The following is a 15,408-nucleotide window of genomic DNA, read 5'->3' on the forward strand; positions in this document are numbered from 1 at the left end:
TTAGCGGGGTGTCCGCGAGCAAGGACCGTGGTTATGTCGAAGCAGAATCCACCGGGTATCGGCTAAACTGCTGTTCGGTCATCATCATCCCCCACTGATCGCCCTGCCACTCTTTATGCAGCGTAAAGCCGAATGATTCATACAGCGCGCGCGCGGCGTGCAGCCCGCTGAAGGTCCACAGCTGGACGGCAGAAAAAGCGCGACGGTCGCAAAAAGCCATCGCCTCGGCCAGCAGGCGTCGGCCAACGCCGCTGCCCCGACAGCGGTCGTCGAGAATAAACCAGCGTAGATGCGCTTCGTTATTGCCCAGATCTTCACCATCGATGGCCACGGAGCCGACGATGTTGCCCTCCAGTACGGCCAGCCAGATGTGATTGCACTCGGCGTCAAGTCGGGCAGAAAACTCCGCCAGCCCGCTGGCGACCTTACCTTCGAAAAAGTGGCCGAACCCGTGGTGCCGGGCATAATATTCGCCGTGCATCTGCGCGATGCGGCCAATCATACCCGGCCGGTATCCGCTCACAATCGTCACGTTGTTTGCCGCGGCGGGCCTGGGGACATCGCGGCATTTCGCCAGCGCCTGCGCGTACGCGGTCAGCCCCAGCGCCACGTTTTGTTGTTGTCCGGCGTCGAGATGCGTGAGCGCATCAACGACCCGCATCGCCCCGTAATCGTTAATCCGGCTGACCGTCCCCCATCCCTGTTCCGTCAGTTCGAGTCGCTTAAAGCGGGCATCTTCGCCGTCGGGTTTTTCCTGCAGCTCGCCAGCGGCCAGCAGACGGGACAACATACGGCTGACGCTCGATTTCTCCAGACCCAGGATCTGAACCAGCTGTGCGGCGGTCATCGCCCCGTTGGCGGAAATTTCCAGCAGCGTATGCACGGCGGAGGGAGAATAGTCGGTGGCTGCCAGGGTGGAATTCATGAAGCCGAGTTCACGAACCATCAGGCGGGAAGCGCGGCGTATTTCATTGATCAGCGATTCGTTAATAAGCGATGGATGCGTCATGGCGATCGGTGCAGGTGAGTTAATAGTTGTACAATACAACCATTATTGCGTTCTCCCTGTCAATCCGCGCCGCCCTTCGGCCCGCTGGCCCGGATGATATTTCCTGCCGGCTAACCCGCTCTTTGCCAGGATTAAAAACGGCCGCAGCGGTTCATTACCCGGCTAAAAAAGCACAGGCGCCGTGCAGCGCCTGTTTTTATCTTATTGTGGATTTTTTGCTTTCCAGGCATCCCATGCCTGCTTGATCTCTTGTTTCGCCGCGTCGGCATCGTTAAAGCCGTTCAGCTCGACCTTTTTACGTCCATCAGGCAGCTGCTTATAGACGCGGAAAAAGGCCTGCAGCCGCTCCTGCTCAATATGAGGCAGGTCGCTGATATTCTTGATGTCATCATAGGTCGGGTCGATTTTGCTCGCCGGCACGGCAATAATCTTATCGTCCTTTTCCCCACCATCGATCATTTTCAGGACGCCGATCGCCCGCAGCTTAATCAGCGTCCCCGGCGCCATCGGTGCGCGGGTGTAGAACACCACATCCAGCGGATCGCCGTCTCCCGCCAGCGACTGGGTCAGCGAACCGTAGTTAGCCGGGTAGGCGACCGGCATCGACTGGAAACGATCGGCTATAATAAATCCCGTTTTGGCGTCAGTTTCATATTTGATGATACCGCCCGTCGGAATTTCCGTGACCGCGTAAAACTCTTGCGGATTGTTCTCCGGCTGCGGAAAGTCCAGTACGTTATGGGCCTGAGCGGCGGCAGACAGAAACAGCGATGCGGCGAGGACAGTTTTTACCAGATGCATTGTAGTATCACTCTGTTGTTATAAGAAATTTGCCTGTAACAGCCTGCCGGTTAGCAATGAACAGAATATGACGACCTCATTTCATAATTATTAACAGCCAAAATTCACATAAATGTTCGAATTTTGCGCCATTAGTGCTGCTTCAGACCACATATTTCACTAGCACCCTTGCATTCCTGACTATTAGGGTTAATCCTTAATGAGTATTATTTAAGAGTAAGCACCCCCTTTTTTCTTCAAAATTCAAGGAGTAAACATGAAGGCAGCCGTTGTTACCCACGATCATCAGGTTGATGTGACGGAAAAAACACTGCGTCCCCTGCAACATGGAGAGGCGTTGTTGAAAATGGAGTGCTGTGGCGTATGCCATACCGACCTGCACGTGAAAAACGGCGATTTTGGCGATAAAACCGGTGTAATTCTGGGCCATGAAGGCGTGGGCGTGGTACAGCAGGTCGGTCCGGGGGTCACCTCCCTGAAACCGGGCGACCGCGCCAGCGTGGCGTGGTTCTTCGAAGGCTGCGGGCACTGCGATTACTGTAACAGCGGCAACGAAACGCTCTGCCGTTCGGTAAAAAATGCCGGTTACAGCGTAGACGGCGGCATGGCTGAAGAGTGCATCGTCACCGCTAACTATGCGGTCAAAGTGCCGGACGGCCTCGACTCTGCCGCCGCCAGCAGCATCACCTGCGCGGGTGTGACCACCTATAAAGCGGTGAAAGTCTCCCATATTAAACCGGGTCAATGGATTGCCATCTACGGTCTTGGTGGTCTCGGCAACCTGGCGCTGCAGTATGCGAAAAACGTGTTCAATGCCAAAGTCATCGCCATCGACGTTAACGATGCGCAGCTGGCGCTGGCGGCCGAGATGGGCGCAGACCTGACCATTAACTCCCGCAACGAAGATGCAGCGAAAGTGATTCAGGAAAAAACCGGCGGTGCTCACGCAGCCGTCGTCACCGCGGTGGCCAAAGCGGCGTTTAACTCCGCCGTTGACGCCGTACGCGCCGGTGGCCGCGTGGTGGCCGTTGGCCTGCCTCCGGAAGCCATGAGCCTCGATATTCCGCGTCTGGTGCTGGATGGCATCGAAGTGGTGGGCTCCCTGGTCGGCACCCGTCAGGATCTGACCGAAGCCTTCCAGTTCGCGGCCGAAGGGAAAGTGGTTCCTAAAGTGACGCTGCGTCCGCTGGGCGATATCAACGCCATCTTTAAAGAGATGGAACAGGGGCAAATTCGCGGCCGTATGGTTATCGATTTCCGCCGCTAAGCCTCGCGCCTCTCCCGCTCCGGGAGAGGCCGTTTCATTACGCTGGCCGCCCGGCATGCTCCCGTTTCGCCAGCTATCTCCCGCATAGAATATTTCCCCGTCGCGGCAAATGCCTTTTCCGCAAATGCTTAGCGCAATTCGTTGGTTCCTTTGTTTATATCCGCGCCCGATGATGGCAACACAATAGATAACAAAGGAATTCACCATGCAAAGCCGTTTTCGTCTGCCCGCGTTGGCAGCCCTTTTTTTAACCGGCGCTTTTTCCGCCTGGGCCGCCGATACGCCGGTGAAAGGCGGGACATTAATCTATCTGGAGCAGCAGCCGCACACCAATCTCTATCCACCGGCCGGAGGGTTCTATCCCAACGGCGGCATTCTCAATCAAATAACCGATAAATTAACCTGGCAAAACCCGAAGACGCTGGCGGTTGAACCGTGGATTGCAGAGAGCTGGGTAACGAACGCCGACAAAACCGAATACACCTTTACGCTGCGTCCAGGCATCACCTTCTCCGACGGCACCCCGCTGGATGCCAACGCGGTGGCCAAAAATTTTGATACCTACGGTCTCGGCAATAAAGCCCATCGGCTGCCGGTCTCTGAAGTGATCAACAACTACGACCATAGCGAAGTCATCAATCCGCTGACGGTGAAGTTTTACTTCAAAAAACCGTCGCCCGGTTTTCTGCAGGGCACCGCTACCATTGGCTCCGGGCTGGTCTCTCTCAGCACCTTGCAGCGTAATTTCGACGAACTCGGCGACGCGCGCAATATTATCGGCTCCGGGCCCTTTGTCGTTAAAGATGAAAAGCCGGGTCGCGAGCTGACGCTGGTCGCCCGTAAGGATTACCAGTGGGGGCCGAAAAACCTGGCTCAACAGGGGCCGGCCAACCTCGACGGTATTACCTTTATCGTCACCCCGGAAGACAGCGTGCGTATCGGGGCGTTACTGGCGGGTCAGGCCGATTTTATCCGCCAGGTTCAGGCCTACGATGAAAAACAGGCGACCGACCAGGGATTCAGGATTTATGCCGCCCCTACTCGCGGCGTCAATGACAGCCTGAGTTTCCGCCCGGATAACCCGCTGGTGTCCGACCTGCGCGTCCGCCAGGCGCTGCTGCATGCCACCAACGCAAAACAGGTGGTGGATACGCTGTTCTCCGCCAATTACCCGCAGGCGACCTCGGCTATCGCCAGCACGGCGGCAGGTTACGTCAATCTGAGCGACAAGCTGACCTTCGATCAAGCCCAGGCCAGGCAGTTGCTCGATGAAGCCGGGTGGAAACCGGCCGCCGACGGGATCAGAGAGAAAGAGGGCCAGCGCCTGGCGCTGACGGTCTATGAATCGCTGCCGCAACCGCAAAACAAAGAGGTGCTCCAGCTGATTGCTCAGCAGTGGCGCCAGGTGGGGGCGGCGCTGAGCGTAAAAGCGGGCGATGCCGGTAGCCGGGTTATTGATAACCTCGATCCGCTGAAGACCCCGCTGACCGTTTCAGAAGTGGGGCGCGCCGACCCGGACGTGGTGAAAAGCATGTTCTTCCCGACCAACCGCGATGCCCTGCTGCAACAGGGCGGTTCCAGCGACAAAGTGCAGCACTTTCGCGACGATAAGCTTAACGATCTGCTGACTGCGATTTCCGCCGAAGTCGATCCGCAAAAACGCCTGCAGCTGACCGGCGATGCCCAGCGTTATTTGCTGGATAACGCCTACGTGATCCCGATCTTTGAAGAGCCGCAGGTCTTTGCCGGTGCGCCGTGGGTGAAGGGCGTGAGCTTTGAAGCCGTCGGTCGTCCATCGTTCTACGGCACCTGGCTGGAAAAGCACTAAGGAGCATGGGATGAGCCATAACCTTCTGCGACGTCTGGGCCAGAGTTTACTGGTGCTGTGGGCGGCCTTCACCCTCTCCTTCGTGCTGCTGCAGGTGCTGCCGGGGGACGCGGTGCTGATCAAGTTCCAGAACCCGGATCTGGGTCTCAGTCCGGCGCAAATCGCCGATATGCGTATCGCCTACGGCGCAGACAGCCCGATCTGGAAGCAGTATTTCCACACCTTAGCAGCGATGCTGCAGGGGGATTTTGGCTACTCGTTACAGGCAGGTATTGCGGTCAGTACGCTGCTGGCCAGCAACCTGCCGGATACCCTCAGCCTCGCGATCCCGGCGTTTATACTGGCTATCGCGCTGGCCTTTAGCCTGGCCTTCGCCTCGCGCCTGCCGGGGCTGCGCTGGCTGAGCAATACCTTACAGTCTTTACCGGTGCTGTTTATCTCGCTGCCGACGTTCTGGTTAGGCATTGCGCTGATTCAACTCTTCTCCTTCCAGCTGCGCTGGATCCCGGTGATCAACCCTGGCCCGCTCCAGGGGCTGATACTGCCGATCATCGCCGTCGCGGTGCCCATTTCCGCCCCGCTGGCGCAGATCCTGATGCGCAGCATGGACCAGGTGGCGGCCCTGCCGTTTGTCGCCGTTGCCCGTGCCAAAGGAATGAGTGAAACCGGCGTTCTGTGGCGACACGTCACCGGCAACGCCCTGCTACCGGCGTTGAATATCGCCGGGCTGCTGCTGGGAGAGCTGATCGCCGGCGCACTGATTACCGAAACCGTCTTCGGTCGCGGCGGTCTGGGTCAGTTGACCCAGCAGGCGGTCAACAATCAGGATATTGCCGTATTACAGGCGGTGGTGATGATCTCCGCCCTCGCATTTGTGTTGATTAACCTGCTGGTGGATCTGTTGATGCCGCTGTTCGATCCACGCCTGAAAACAGTGACCGGAGGCGTGGTATGAGTCTCGTTGATTACGCCACCGCCGCTCGCCGACGGGCGCCCGGTCGTCGACCGCTGCGTTTCCAGCCGGGGCTATGGCTCGCCTGGAGCATCATGATCATCGCGCTGTTGATGGCGCTCGCCCCGCAGCTGTTCAGCGGCTATAACCCGCTCGAAGGTACCGTCGGCGCACAGCGTCTGGCGCCGCAGGCCGGCCACTGGCTGGGAACCGACCAGCTGGGACGCGACCTGTGGACGCGGATCGTCTATGGCGCGGTCCACTCTCTTTCCGCCGCGCTGGCGGCCGTCGCTATCGGACTGTTGGTCGGCACCGCGCTCGGCACGCTGGCCGGCGCCGTTGCCGGACGCGTCGAGTCGCTGGTGATGCGCCTGGTTGATGTCCTGCTGGCCATCCCGTCGCTGCTGCTGTCATTAACGGTGATTATCCTGCTCGGTTTCGGCACCGTGAACGCCGCGGTGGCCGTGGGCGTCGCCGCCATTGCCAGCTTTGCCCGCCTGGCGCGAGCGGAAGTGGTCCGCGTGCGGCACAGCGACTACGTCGAAGCGGCCTTTGGCAGCGGCGGCACTTTCTTCGCCGTCTTCTGGCGACATATTTTACCTAACTCACTCACCGCCGTACTGGCCTTCGCCACGCTGCAGTTTGGCCAGGCGATTCTCGCCCTCTCTACCCTGAGTTTTCTCGGCTACGGTACGCCGCCGCCGGTGCCGGAATGGGGGCTGCTGATCGCCGAGGGACGTAACTATCTTTCAACCGCCTGGTGGCTGACCACCTTTCCCGGCGTGGCGGTCGTCGCGGTAGTGCTGGCGGCCAACCGCATCAGCCGTCAATTTAGCGGAGAGCGCTCATGAACGTATTACGGGTGGAAAACCTGCGCATCAGCTACCGCTCGCAGCACCGCTGGCAGGAAGTGGTACATAACGTCAGTTTCAGCCTGCAACGCGGCGAAATGCTGGCATTTGTCGGGGAGTCCGGATCCGGCAAAACCACCACCGCCCAGGCCATTATCGGCCTGCTGGCGAACAATGCCCGACGCGACAGCGGACGCGTGGAGATTAACGGCGAGGATATCAGCGGCTGGTCGGGGAAACGACTTGATAGTCTGCGCGGCACGCGTATCAGTCTGGTCCCGCAGGACCCGGGCAACTCCCTGAACCCGGTACAAACGATCGGCGCCCAGGTTGGCGAAATTCTGCGTCTGCACCAGAAAGCGCGCGCTGCCGTACGCAAGCAGCAGGTACTGGCCCTGCTGAGCAAAGTTGGCCTCAGCCACCCCGAACAGCGCTTTTATCAGTATCCGCATCAGCTCTCCGGCGGCATGAAGCAGCGGGTGTTAATTGCTATCGCCATTGCCCTGAAGCCGGACCTGATCATTGCCGACGAACCGACCAGCGCCCTCGATGTCACCGTACAAAAACGCATTCTCAACCTCCTCGATACCCTGCGCCGGGAGTCCGGAACGGCGGTACTGCTCGTCACCCACGATCTGGCGCTGGCGGCGCAGCGTGCCGACCGGCTGCTGGTTTTTCGCCACGGAGAAATTCAGGAACAGGGCATCACGGCGGATCTCATCCGCGCGCCGCAACACGCCTACACTCGTCAGCTGCTGAGCGATCTGCAGGGAACCCAGCCCACAATCGGAGCAGCGCCGCGCCACCATCCGGCGACGGCCGCTATCCGGGTCGCGGATATCAGTAAACGTTTTTCGCTGGGTGATGCCGGGCTGCAGGCGCTTGACGCCGTCAGCTTTGAGGTGAAACGCGGCACGACCCATGCGTTAGTTGGCGAATCAGGTTCGGGCAAAACCACGCTGGCGCGGATTCTGCTCGGATTTGAACAGGCCGATAGCGGCCATATCGCCATCGATGGTATCGATGCCGGTCATTTAAGTCGCGAGGCGCAGCGTCAGCTGCGGCGTAAAATTCAGTTCGTCTATCAGAACCCGTTCGCCTCGCTCGACCCGCGTCAGACCCTGTTTGAGATTATCGAAGAGCCGCTGAAAAATTTCGAACCGCTGAGTCCGCTCACCCGCCGTGCCCGCGTCGAGGCGGTTGCCGCCCGGGTCGCGCTGGCTCCGGAGCTGCTGACGCGGACCGCCCGCGAGCTTTCCGGCGGCCAGCGCCAGCGGGTCGCCATTGCCCGGGCGCTGGTGCTGGAGCCGACGATTCTGGTTCTTGACGAAGCCACTTCCGCGCTGGATGTCACGGTGCAGGCGCAGATTCTCGCCCTGCTTCAGCAGCTGCAGCAACAGCTGGGGCTGACCTATCTGTTTATCACCCACGACCTGGCGACGGTGCGCCGCATCGCGCAGAGCGTCACGGTACTGCGCGCCGGTCAGGTTGTGGAATACGGCGAGGTCAACCGCCTGTTTAACCAGCCGCAGCACGCCTATACCCGTGAACTCATCGCCGCCATTCCCCACCTGTCCACCCTGAGCAAGGAGATCGCATGACGCGTAAACGCCTGGGTTTTTTCACCCGCCTGCTGGACTCTGCCCCTGCGCAACAGCGCTACCGGCTGGCAACCGAACAGATTCGCCACGCCGAACGACTCGGTTTTGACAGCGCGTGGATTGCCCAGCATCACTTCCACGAGCATGAAGGCGGGTTGCCGTCACCGCTGGTCTTTCTCGCCCACGTGGCGGCACAGACCGAACGGATTCGCCTCGGTACCGCCATTATTACGCTGCCGATGGAGAACGCACTGCGGGTCGCCGAAGATGCGGCGGTGCTGGATCTCCTGGCCAACGGGCGTCTTGAAGTCGGCTTTGGCTCCGGCGGCACGCCAACCTCTTTTTTGCCGTTTGGCCTAACCAGCGAACAGCGGGGAGCCGCCTTTGCCGATAATCTGCATGTGATCCAGAGTGCCTGGCGCGGTGATTCACTGGCCCATCCTGACAACCATCTCTACCCGCCGGCGCCGCAGCTGGCTGAACGGATCTGGATAGCGACGTTTTCAATTGATGGTGCCGTTCGCGCCGGCCAGGCCGGTCACGGCCTGATGCTCTCCCGGACGCAGCCGCGCCCGCACGGTCAGCCGTATTTAGCGCTTGATGCCATCCAGAATCCGCTGATCGATGCCTACCTCGCGGCGCTGCCCGCCGGCACAGCGCCAAGGATCCTCGCTTCGCGCACCGCTTTTATTGCCGACAGCCAGGAGTACGCCCTGCAGGTCGCCGCCCCCGGATTACGCCAGCAGGCGGCGGCACATCGCGCCGCCGGGTATGACATAATCGGTGACACTGTCACCGATCATCTGCTGCAACTGGATGCCCACGTCGGTGATGTCGAACACGTGCAGGCCTCTCTGGCACGGGACAGCGTGCTGGCCCGCGTCACCGATATTTCGTTCCAGGTACACTCCGTTGAGCCCTCGCACCGTGACACGCTGCGTTCCCTTGAGCTGATCGCTCAGCATATCGCCCCGCAACTAAGGTAGGAGTCACCATGACACTGAGTCAGGATATTTTGGCAGAGCTGGCAGAGATTTCCCCGGATTCCCCGTTAGCCGAGGCCCGGGCCGTGCGCGACGCGGCGACCCGCCACGCACAGGGCAGCTATGAGGTGCTGTTCAGCCAGCAGGATGAGGATTTCCCCCCCGATGAACGTTTTGCCGTCGCCGCCAAAGTGGCGAAGCTGCATCAGGCCGATGCGCTGGCCGCCCACTATGCCGGTTTTGGCCTGGCCGACCCGACCTCCGCGCGGCTGACCCCGGCGCTGGCGTTTGCCCGTCTGTTAACCTTCAGCCCGGTAGAGGCCACCCCTTCGGCGCTGCAGGCGCTCACCCGCGCCGGCTGGACCCCGCGCGGGATAGTCACCCTCGCCCAGCTGATAGCCTTCGTCAGCTTCCAGAGCCGGTTACTCAACGGCCTGCGGTTATTGAACGGAAAACCCTTTGCCAGCGCCGATACGCCGGTGGCGGCCGGTTTCTGGCATACCACCCGGCAGACCGTAAGCGGTAAGCCGGCCCCAGGGCATTTCACCCGTGATGAACTGAACTGGGAGCCCTGGCTTGAAGCCAAAGCGCTGGACGCCTTCAACGACGATGAACGGGCGATTCTGGCAAAATTTGGCCATACGGATTCCCCCTATTTTCGGCTGCTGGCGCGCAATCAGCCGGTACTGGAGCAGCGTACGCTGACCGACAAAGGCATCTTCTACACCCCCGGCGGTCTGCCGCGCGCGGAACGAGAGCTGGCCGCTACGGTCGCCAGTAAGGTCAACGGCTGTATTTATTGCGCATCGGTGCATGCCCGCAAGGCGGCGCAGCTGGCAAAAGATGAGAGTGCGATAGAAACGCTGCTGGCGGTGACGCCGGGGGAAATCTTGAGCGACGGCCAGTCGCCGCGCTGGCGGGCGGAAATAGACTTTGCCGCCGCCCTGTCCGTCACGCCGCCTGCCCTGACCGCTGCGCATCTTGATCGCCTTGAAGAGCAGGGTCTGGACACCCTGGCCCAGCTCGATTTACTGCAATCGGCGGCCTTTTTTGCGTGGGCTAACCGCCTGATGTTGACCCTTGGCGAACCGTGGGAAACGGATTAATCCACCGCGCCCGCGGCGATGCGGTTCCGCTGGTCGCGGGCGTAAATCAACAGGGATGTCATCGCCAGGAAGGAGAGCAGCGCCGCCGGGAGCGCAATCGCATTCCAGCCAAAGCCGGAGGTAATCATCATCCCGCCGCAAAATGCACCGATCGCGCTGCCGAGGTTGAAGGCTATCTGCCCGCCAGCCGCCCCCAGCATCTCTCCGCCCCGGGCATTCTGGAGCAATAAGATTTGCAGCGGCGCCGCCAGCGCAAAGAGTCCGGCACAGCACAAAAACGCCAGCAGCAGCGATGCCGTTTTGTGCTCGCCAAAGAGAAAGATCAGCAGCATCACTACCACAATGGCGCCGTCGGTGGCGGCCGCAATGCGCAGCGGACTGTAGCGAGCGGAGATTTTTCCGCTCAGCAGATTACCGATAACCATCCCCAGCCCTACCAGCATCATGATGGCGATCATCGCGCTTTCGGAAAATCCGGAGACATGGATCATAAACGGTTTGATGTAGCTGAACCACGTAAATACCCCGGCGTTGCCAAACAGGGTCGCGGCAAAAATCAGCCACGGCGCAGGCGACGATAAGAAGTGAAACTGCTCCCGCAGCCGCGTCGTGGATCGATCAAAGACGGTCGGAACCCACCAGAGAATCGACATCAGCACCGCCACGTTGAAGATAGCAATCCCCAGAAAGGTATAGCGCCAGCTGAACTGATGGCCAAGCCAGGTCCCGGCGGGGACGCCGACCAGATTGGCCACCGTCATACCGGCAATCATCCCCGCCACCGCCGCGGTCACTTTACCCGGCGGCGCCACCTTCGACAAAATAATCGCCCCGACGCCGAAAAAGGCGCCATGCGGGAAGCCGGACACCAGTCGCCCGGTCGCCAGCATGAAATAGCTGGAAGAAAAGGTAAACAAGGTATTCCCGACAATACAGAGCGCCGCGAGGAACAGCATCACCGACTTTAATGAAAAGCGGCTGGAAAACAGTGCCATTACCGGCGCGCCAATCACCACCCCGAAGGCATACCAGGCGATCATGTTGCCGGCGACGGGAATGGAGACCCCGACATCGCGAGCAATTTCCGGCAGTACGCCCATAATGCCAAATTCCGCCATGCCCAGGCCAAACGTGCCCAGCGCGAGCGAAAAAATCGTCTTTTTCATTCAGTTAATCACGTATTTTGCATTTTCGGCCGGCATTATTGACCATTCAGGATCGGCAAACCAGACAAAAACGCCCGCTGACCCGTTTGTCCATAAAATAGCGCGATCCGTTTATGTGAGCCAGGGGCCGGGAGGGATGAATCAGAGAGGAAGAGCGCAGCGTCGGCGTGACGCAGAGGCAGTCAGCCGTATCGCAGCGCAATACGGCTGGAGAAGTGTTAGCGGCTGGCTTTCCCGATCATGCCGCCCGCCCCGGCGCCCAGCGCCGCGCCCTGCAGCACGCTGTTGCCGGTAACGGCTGCGGCACCCGCTCCGACTGCGGCGCCGATGGCCCCGCCGGTACGCGCGGCTTTGCCTTTGTCGCCGTGTTCAGTCATGGCGCCGATACCGCCACCGACGACCGCGCCTTGTACCGTGGAGCGCACGTTTTTTCCGCTTAACGCACCCACGGCGGCCCCCGCCACGGCGCCACCGGCCGTTTTATCCATCGCGCTGACGGAAAAGGTCAGTGCGCAGCCCAAAAAAATGGCCATACCGTTCGCAGTTTTCATCGGTCAATTCCTTTTTATTTCGCTCCCGCAGGTGTTAACGCCAGCTACACGGGCAATCCTCGGGAGCCAGACCTGGCGGTCTGATGGTAAAGAGTCCGCACACGGTATGCGCTCGCTGGCGCAATGAAAAGAGCAAACCTGTCCAAATCTGGACAAGTTTTTTTCCTCATGGCGCGTGACGCCTCGTCGACTTCGCCTGTTAACCCGCGGAATTGTCATAATGTCCGCCACTCTTGCCCGGGATGATTACACTTTACGGTACACAAGTTCCCTTTCCCTTCTCAGAACGGAGCGATAGCCATGGGAAACAACAAGCAGGTCAAGGGTGTAGCGGGTTCGAGCAAAATGAAGCCGCTTGGCGATAAAGAGTATGAAAAAGCGCTGCGCAAACTCCACGTCGAGCTGGTTAAATTGCAGCAGTGGGTAGTCAGTCAGGGACTGAAGGTGTGCATTGTGTTTGAAGGTCGCGATGGCGCCGGTAAAGGCGGCACCATCAAAGCGATCACCGAGCGGGTCAGTCCGCGCGTATTCCGGGTGATCGCCCTGCCGGCCCCGACCGACAAGGAGAAGACCCAGCTCTATTTTCAACGCTATATCCCGCATCTGCCGGCCGCTGGCGAAATCGTTATTTTCGACCGCAGCTGGTATAACCGGGCGGGCGTTGAACGGGTGATGGGATTTTGCAGCGCCGACGACGTGGAAAAATTCCTTGCGGGGGCGCCGCTGGTAGAGCGGTCGATGGTGGAGTCCGGCATCATCCTGCTCAAATACTGGCTCGAGGTGACGCCGGAAGAACAGGAGCGCCGGCTGCGCGACCGTATCGATGACGGGCGCAAAATCTGGAAACTGTCACCGATGGATATCAAGTCGTTTAACCGCTGGGATGAGTACACTCAGGCCAGGGATGCGATGTTTGCCGCCACCGACACCTCCTGGGCGCCGTGGTTTGTCGCCCGTTCGGAAGAGAAGAAGCGCGTGCGCCTGAATATCATTACTCATCTGCTGTCGCAGATCCCCTATAAGAGCGTCCATACCGAACCGGTAAAATTACCCAAACGTAAAATCGGCAAAGTGAAAACTGCCGATTACCCTTTCCGTTTTATTGCCGAGCGCTTCTGAGCGCGAACTGCGCCTTGCCCGCCTCGGGCCCTTCTGCCGGAGCGGGAAAGGTCCCCCCCTTTTCTGGGGAGCTCAAATCGACAAATCCGCCGTTTACCTCAAGTTAACCTCAGGTATTACGCTTAACGCATACCGTCAGGCCACAATAAGGACATGATATGCATGAGATTGACAGCGGTTTTACCCACGTTGCCTTTATGGTGCGGGATCTCGACAGGAGCATCGATTTTTATACCCGCTATACCGCCATGCAGGTGATTCACCAGCGCTCGCCGAATCTCCCCTCCGCTCGCCACGTAGCGTGGTTAAGCGATCGTACCCGCTTATTCGCCCTGGTGCTGGTGCAGGCCGATGAGCCGACCGATACCCCGCTGGGGCCGTTTGGTCATTTAGGTGTCGCCTGCGCGACAAAAGAGGAGATCGACGCCAAAACCGCGATGGCGCGGCGGGAAGGCGTGCTGAGAAAGGAGCCGGAGCAGTCTGGGGAGCCGGTGGGCTATTACGTTTTCTTCAGCGACCCGGATGGCAATACGCTGGAACTCTCATACGGCCAGCGCGTTGGGCTGGAAGTCCTGCGTAGCGAGAAGTGAAAACACATGGCGCGACCGGGTCGCGCCATGAAACGGTCAGGAACGGCGTGACGTGATGCCTTCCAGACTCTCTTTTTTCGCTTCCAGACGCTCAACCTCACGGTACCAGCGCGGGTGATGTTTGCTGGCCCAGCGACGGCTGACTTTGCCTTCGACCATCCCCTTAATCGACCCTTTCACCCAGAATGCCATATACATATGGATCAGGATGGCGTGAATCAAAATAATCGCCGAGGTGGCGTGAATCAGCAGGCTGTAGCGAATGACCTGGATCGGGAAGAAAGGGGCAAACCAGGGACGCCAGATGATCACCCCGGTCACCAGCAACACGAAAATCATGCTCATGATGGTCCAGAACATCATCTTCTGCCCGGCGTTATATTTGCCGACGCGGGCCACTTTATGTTCATTGCCCTTCAGCACTTCAACAATGCCCTTCAGCCACGGGATGTCCTGCTTGTCCGGAATGTTATGGTGGACAAAGCGTACAAACATAAACATCAGCGCAATGAAGATAGCCACGCCGAAGAACGGATGCAAAATGCGTCCCATCTGCGGCGTACCGAAGGTTTCCGTCAGCCACTGCAGCGTCGGGAAAAAGAACGAGATCCCGGAGAGCGCCACCAGAAAGAAGCAGATAACCACCGTCCAGTGACAGGCGCGGTCGATAAACTTCGTGCGCACAATCATTTTCGACTTATTCATCATGCTCCTCCTCGTCGTCATCCACTTCCTTGTTCGGCCCGATGCCGATGTAGTGATAAATCAAGCCGGCAAAGGTAGCGATAAAGCCGGCCGCTGACAGCGGCTTCAGCGCCCCCTTCCACAGATTAATACTGGTATCAATCTGCGGCTGTTTCGGCAGATTGTGGTACAGCTCCGGCTGGTCAGCATGGTGCAGGACGTACATCACATGGGTACCGCCCACTCCCTGCGGGTTGTACACCCCGGCCTGTAAATAGCCGCGCGCTTTCAGCTTGTTGACCCGCTCCTGCGCCACCTCCAGCATCTCTTTCTTGCTGCCAAAATGGATGGCGCCAGTCGGGCAGGTTTTCACGCACGCCGGTTCCTGGCCGACGCTAACGCGATCCACGCAGAGGGTACATTTATAGACCCGATTATCCTCTTTATTGAGACGCGGGACATTAAACGGACAGCCGGCAATGCAGTAGCCGCAGCCGATGCAGTTCTCCTGCTGAAAATCGACGATACCGTTGGCGTACTGAATAATCGCCCCGGCGGAGGGACAGGCTTTCAGACAGCCTGGCTCCTCGCAGTGCATACAGCCATCTTTACGGATCAGCCACTCCAGCTTGCCGTTCTGCTCGGTTTCGCTAAAGCGCATCACCGTCCAGGATTTGGCGCTCAGGTCCGCCGGGTTATCGTACACCCCGACACAGTGCCCCACCTCATCGCGGATATCGTTCCACTCGGAACAGGCCACCTGGCAGGCTTTGCAGCCCACGCAGGAGGAGACATCAATCAGCTTAGCCACTTCCGCCTTGTAGTCCCGCGCACGCGGCGCGGGGGTTATCGGGTTGGTTGCGGAGCGCTTAATAATGTCTTGTGTTTCCATCGCCATTG

At 59.3% G+C, this 15,408-nt stretch carries 15 protein-coding genes; 9 read left to right on the top strand and 6 right to left on the bottom strand.

Translation table 11 applies throughout. The annotated features are described in order from the left end of the window. Positions 1–31: 31 nt before the first annotated feature. A complete protein-coding gene (locus GRPL_RS08305; protein ID WP_032696240.1) occupies positions 32–1,009 on the bottom strand; it encodes a bifunctional helix-turn-helix transcriptional regulator/GNAT family N-acetyltransferase in 978 nt (325 codons plus the stop codon). 201 nt (positions 1,010–1,210) lie between these two features. Continuing rightward, positions 1,211–1,810, bottom strand: a complete 600-nt coding sequence (locus tag GRPL_RS08300; RefSeq protein WP_032696241.1) for an inorganic diphosphatase — start codon at positions 1,808–1,810, stop codon at positions 1,211–1,213. A gap of 256 nt (positions 1,811–2,066) precedes the next feature. Between GRPL_RS08300 and adhP the strand changes: the two genes are divergently transcribed. The 7 genes from adhP (at position 2,067) to GRPL_RS08265 (ending at position 10,398) form a co-directional block, all read left to right on the top strand. Continuing rightward, a complete protein-coding gene (gene adhP / locus GRPL_RS08295; RefSeq protein WP_004861757.1) occupies positions 2,067–3,077 on the top strand; it encodes an alcohol dehydrogenase AdhP in 1,011 nt (336 codons plus the stop codon). A 205-nt stretch (positions 3,078–3,282) separates the two neighbouring features. Further along, the gene (locus tag GRPL_RS08290; protein ID WP_032687796.1) at positions 3,283–4,905 is read left to right on the top strand and encodes a TIGR04028 family ABC transporter substrate-binding protein; all 1,623 of its coding nucleotides are present in this window, start codon (positions 3,283–3,285) and stop codon (positions 4,903–4,905) included. 10 nt (positions 4,906–4,915) lie between these two features. Then, entirely contained in the window at positions 4,916–5,860 is a 945-nt protein-coding gene (locus tag GRPL_RS08285; RefSeq protein WP_032696243.1) for an ABC transporter permease, read from the top strand. Further along, positions 5,857–6,708, top strand: coding sequence for an ABC transporter permease (locus GRPL_RS08280; RefSeq protein ID WP_032699907.1), 852 nt, complete (start codon positions 5,857–5,859; stop codon positions 6,706–6,708). The genes GRPL_RS08285 and GRPL_RS08280 overlap by 4 nt, the downstream gene beginning before the upstream one ends. Next, on the top strand, positions 6,705–8,309 hold the full coding sequence (locus tag GRPL_RS08275; protein ID WP_032699909.1) for a dipeptide ABC transporter ATP-binding protein: 1,605 nt from the start codon (positions 6,705–6,707) through the stop codon (positions 8,307–8,309). Before GRPL_RS08280 ends, GRPL_RS08275 begins: the two co-directional genes overlap by 4 nt. Further along, positions 8,306–9,295, top strand: a complete 990-nt coding sequence (locus tag GRPL_RS08270; RefSeq protein ID WP_032699911.1) for a putative FMN-dependent luciferase-like monooxygenase — start codon at positions 8,306–8,308, stop codon at positions 9,293–9,295. The genes GRPL_RS08275 and GRPL_RS08270 overlap by 4 nt, the downstream gene beginning before the upstream one ends. Before the next feature lie 8 nt (positions 9,296–9,303). After that, on the top strand, positions 9,304–10,398 hold the full coding sequence (locus GRPL_RS08265) for an alkylhydroperoxidase domain protein (protein ID WP_032699912.1): 1,095 nt from the start codon (positions 9,304–9,306) through the stop codon (positions 10,396–10,398). On the opposite strand, the gene araJ is transcribed toward GRPL_RS08265, so the two are convergent. Together araJ and GRPL_RS08255 are read right to left on the bottom strand one after the other, a co-directional pair. Then, positions 10,395–11,564, bottom strand: coding sequence for an MFS transporter AraJ (gene araJ, locus GRPL_RS08260; RefSeq protein ID WP_032696247.1), 1,170 nt, complete (start codon positions 11,562–11,564; stop codon positions 10,395–10,397). The genes GRPL_RS08265 and araJ overlap by 4 nt on opposite strands. Positions 11,565–11,782: 218 nt before the next feature. Continuing rightward, on the bottom strand, positions 11,783–12,115 hold the full coding sequence (locus GRPL_RS08255; RefSeq protein ID WP_032699913.1) for a YMGG-like glycine zipper-containing protein: 333 nt from the start codon (positions 12,113–12,115) through the stop codon (positions 11,783–11,785). A 300-nt stretch (positions 12,116–12,415) separates the two neighbouring features. On the opposite strand from GRPL_RS08255, the gene ppk2 reads away from it, so the two are divergent. Both ppk2 and GRPL_RS08245 read left to right on the top strand, forming a co-directional pair. Then, positions 12,416–13,234 carry a polyphosphate kinase 2 gene (gene ppk2 / locus GRPL_RS08250; protein WP_032699914.1) on the top strand — a complete coding sequence of 273 codons (819 nt, stop codon included), beginning with the start codon at positions 12,416–12,418 and terminating at the stop codon, positions 13,232–13,234. Positions 13,235–13,392: 158 nt separating this feature from the next. After that, positions 13,393–13,824 carry a VOC family protein gene (locus GRPL_RS08245; RefSeq protein ID WP_032687806.1) on the top strand — a complete coding sequence of 144 codons (432 nt, stop codon included), beginning with the start codon at positions 13,393–13,395 and terminating at the stop codon, positions 13,822–13,824. Between the two features lie 36 nt (positions 13,825–13,860). On the opposite strand, the gene fdnI is transcribed toward GRPL_RS08245, so the two are convergent. Further along, positions 13,861–14,529 (bottom strand): formate dehydrogenase-N subunit gamma, encoded by a 669-nt coding sequence (gene fdnI, locus GRPL_RS08240; protein WP_032699915.1) that lies wholly within the window; start codon positions 14,527–14,529, stop codon positions 13,861–13,863. Beyond that, positions 14,522–15,406 carry a formate dehydrogenase subunit beta gene (fdxH, locus tag GRPL_RS08235; protein WP_032687809.1) on the bottom strand — a complete coding sequence of 295 codons (885 nt, stop codon included), beginning with the start codon at positions 15,404–15,406 and terminating at the stop codon, positions 14,522–14,524. The genes fdnI and fdxH overlap by 8 nt, the downstream gene beginning before the upstream one ends. Positions 15,407–15,408: the final 2 nt, after the last annotated feature.

It is taken from the genome of Klebsiella planticola ATCC 33531 (assembly GCF_000735435.1).
Lineage (GTDB): Bacteria > Pseudomonadota > Gammaproteobacteria > Enterobacterales > Enterobacteriaceae > Klebsiella > Klebsiella planticola.

Bases quoted from the DNA above. Each gene is read 5' to 3' on its own strand.
- adhP (WP_004861757.1), top strand. From the start codon at position 2,067: ATGAAGGCAGCCGTTGTTACCCACGATCATCAGGTTGATGTGACGGAA.
- GRPL_RS08265 (WP_032699912.1), top strand. From the start codon at position 9,304: ATGACACTGAGTCAGGATATTTTGGCAGAGCTGGCAGAGATTTCCCCG.
- GRPL_RS08245 (WP_032687806.1), top strand. From the start codon at position 13,393: ATGCATGAGATTGACAGCGGTTTTACCCACGTTGCCTTTATGGTGCGG.
- GRPL_RS08255 (WP_032699913.1), bottom strand. From the start codon at position 12,115: ATGAAAACTGCGAACGGTATGGCCATTTTTTTGGGCTGCGCACTGACC.
- GRPL_RS08270 (WP_032699911.1), top strand. From the start codon at position 8,306: ATGACGCGTAAACGCCTGGGTTTTTTCACCCGCCTGCTGGACTCTGCC.
- ppk2 (WP_032699914.1), top strand. From the start codon at position 12,416: ATGGGAAACAACAAGCAGGTCAAGGGTGTAGCGGGTTCGAGCAAAATG.
- GRPL_RS08290 (WP_032687796.1), top strand. From the start codon at position 3,283: ATGCAAAGCCGTTTTCGTCTGCCCGCGTTGGCAGCCCTTTTTTTAACC.
- fdxH (WP_032687809.1), bottom strand. From the start codon at position 15,406: ATGGCGATGGAAACACAAGACATTATTAAGCGCTCCGCAACCAACCCG.
- GRPL_RS08300 (WP_032696241.1), bottom strand. From the start codon at position 1,810: ATGCATCTGGTAAAAACTGTCCTCGCCGCATCGCTGTTTCTGTCTGCC.
- GRPL_RS08280 (WP_032699907.1), top strand. From the start codon at position 5,857: ATGAGTCTCGTTGATTACGCCACCGCCGCTCGCCGACGGGCGCCCGGT.
- GRPL_RS08275 (WP_032699909.1), top strand. From the start codon at position 6,705: ATGAACGTATTACGGGTGGAAAACCTGCGCATCAGCTACCGCTCGCAG.
- fdnI (WP_032699915.1), bottom strand. From the start codon at position 14,529: ATGAATAAGTCGAAAATGATTGTGCGCACGAAGTTTATCGACCGCGCC.
- GRPL_RS08305 (WP_032696240.1), bottom strand. From the start codon at position 1,009: ATGACGCATCCATCGCTTATTAACGAATCGCTGATCAATGAAATACGC.
- araJ (WP_032696247.1), bottom strand. From the start codon at position 11,564: ATGAAAAAGACGATTTTTTCGCTCGCGCTGGGCACGTTTGGCCTGGGC.
- GRPL_RS08285 (WP_032696243.1), top strand. From the start codon at position 4,916: ATGAGCCATAACCTTCTGCGACGTCTGGGCCAGAGTTTACTGGTGCTG.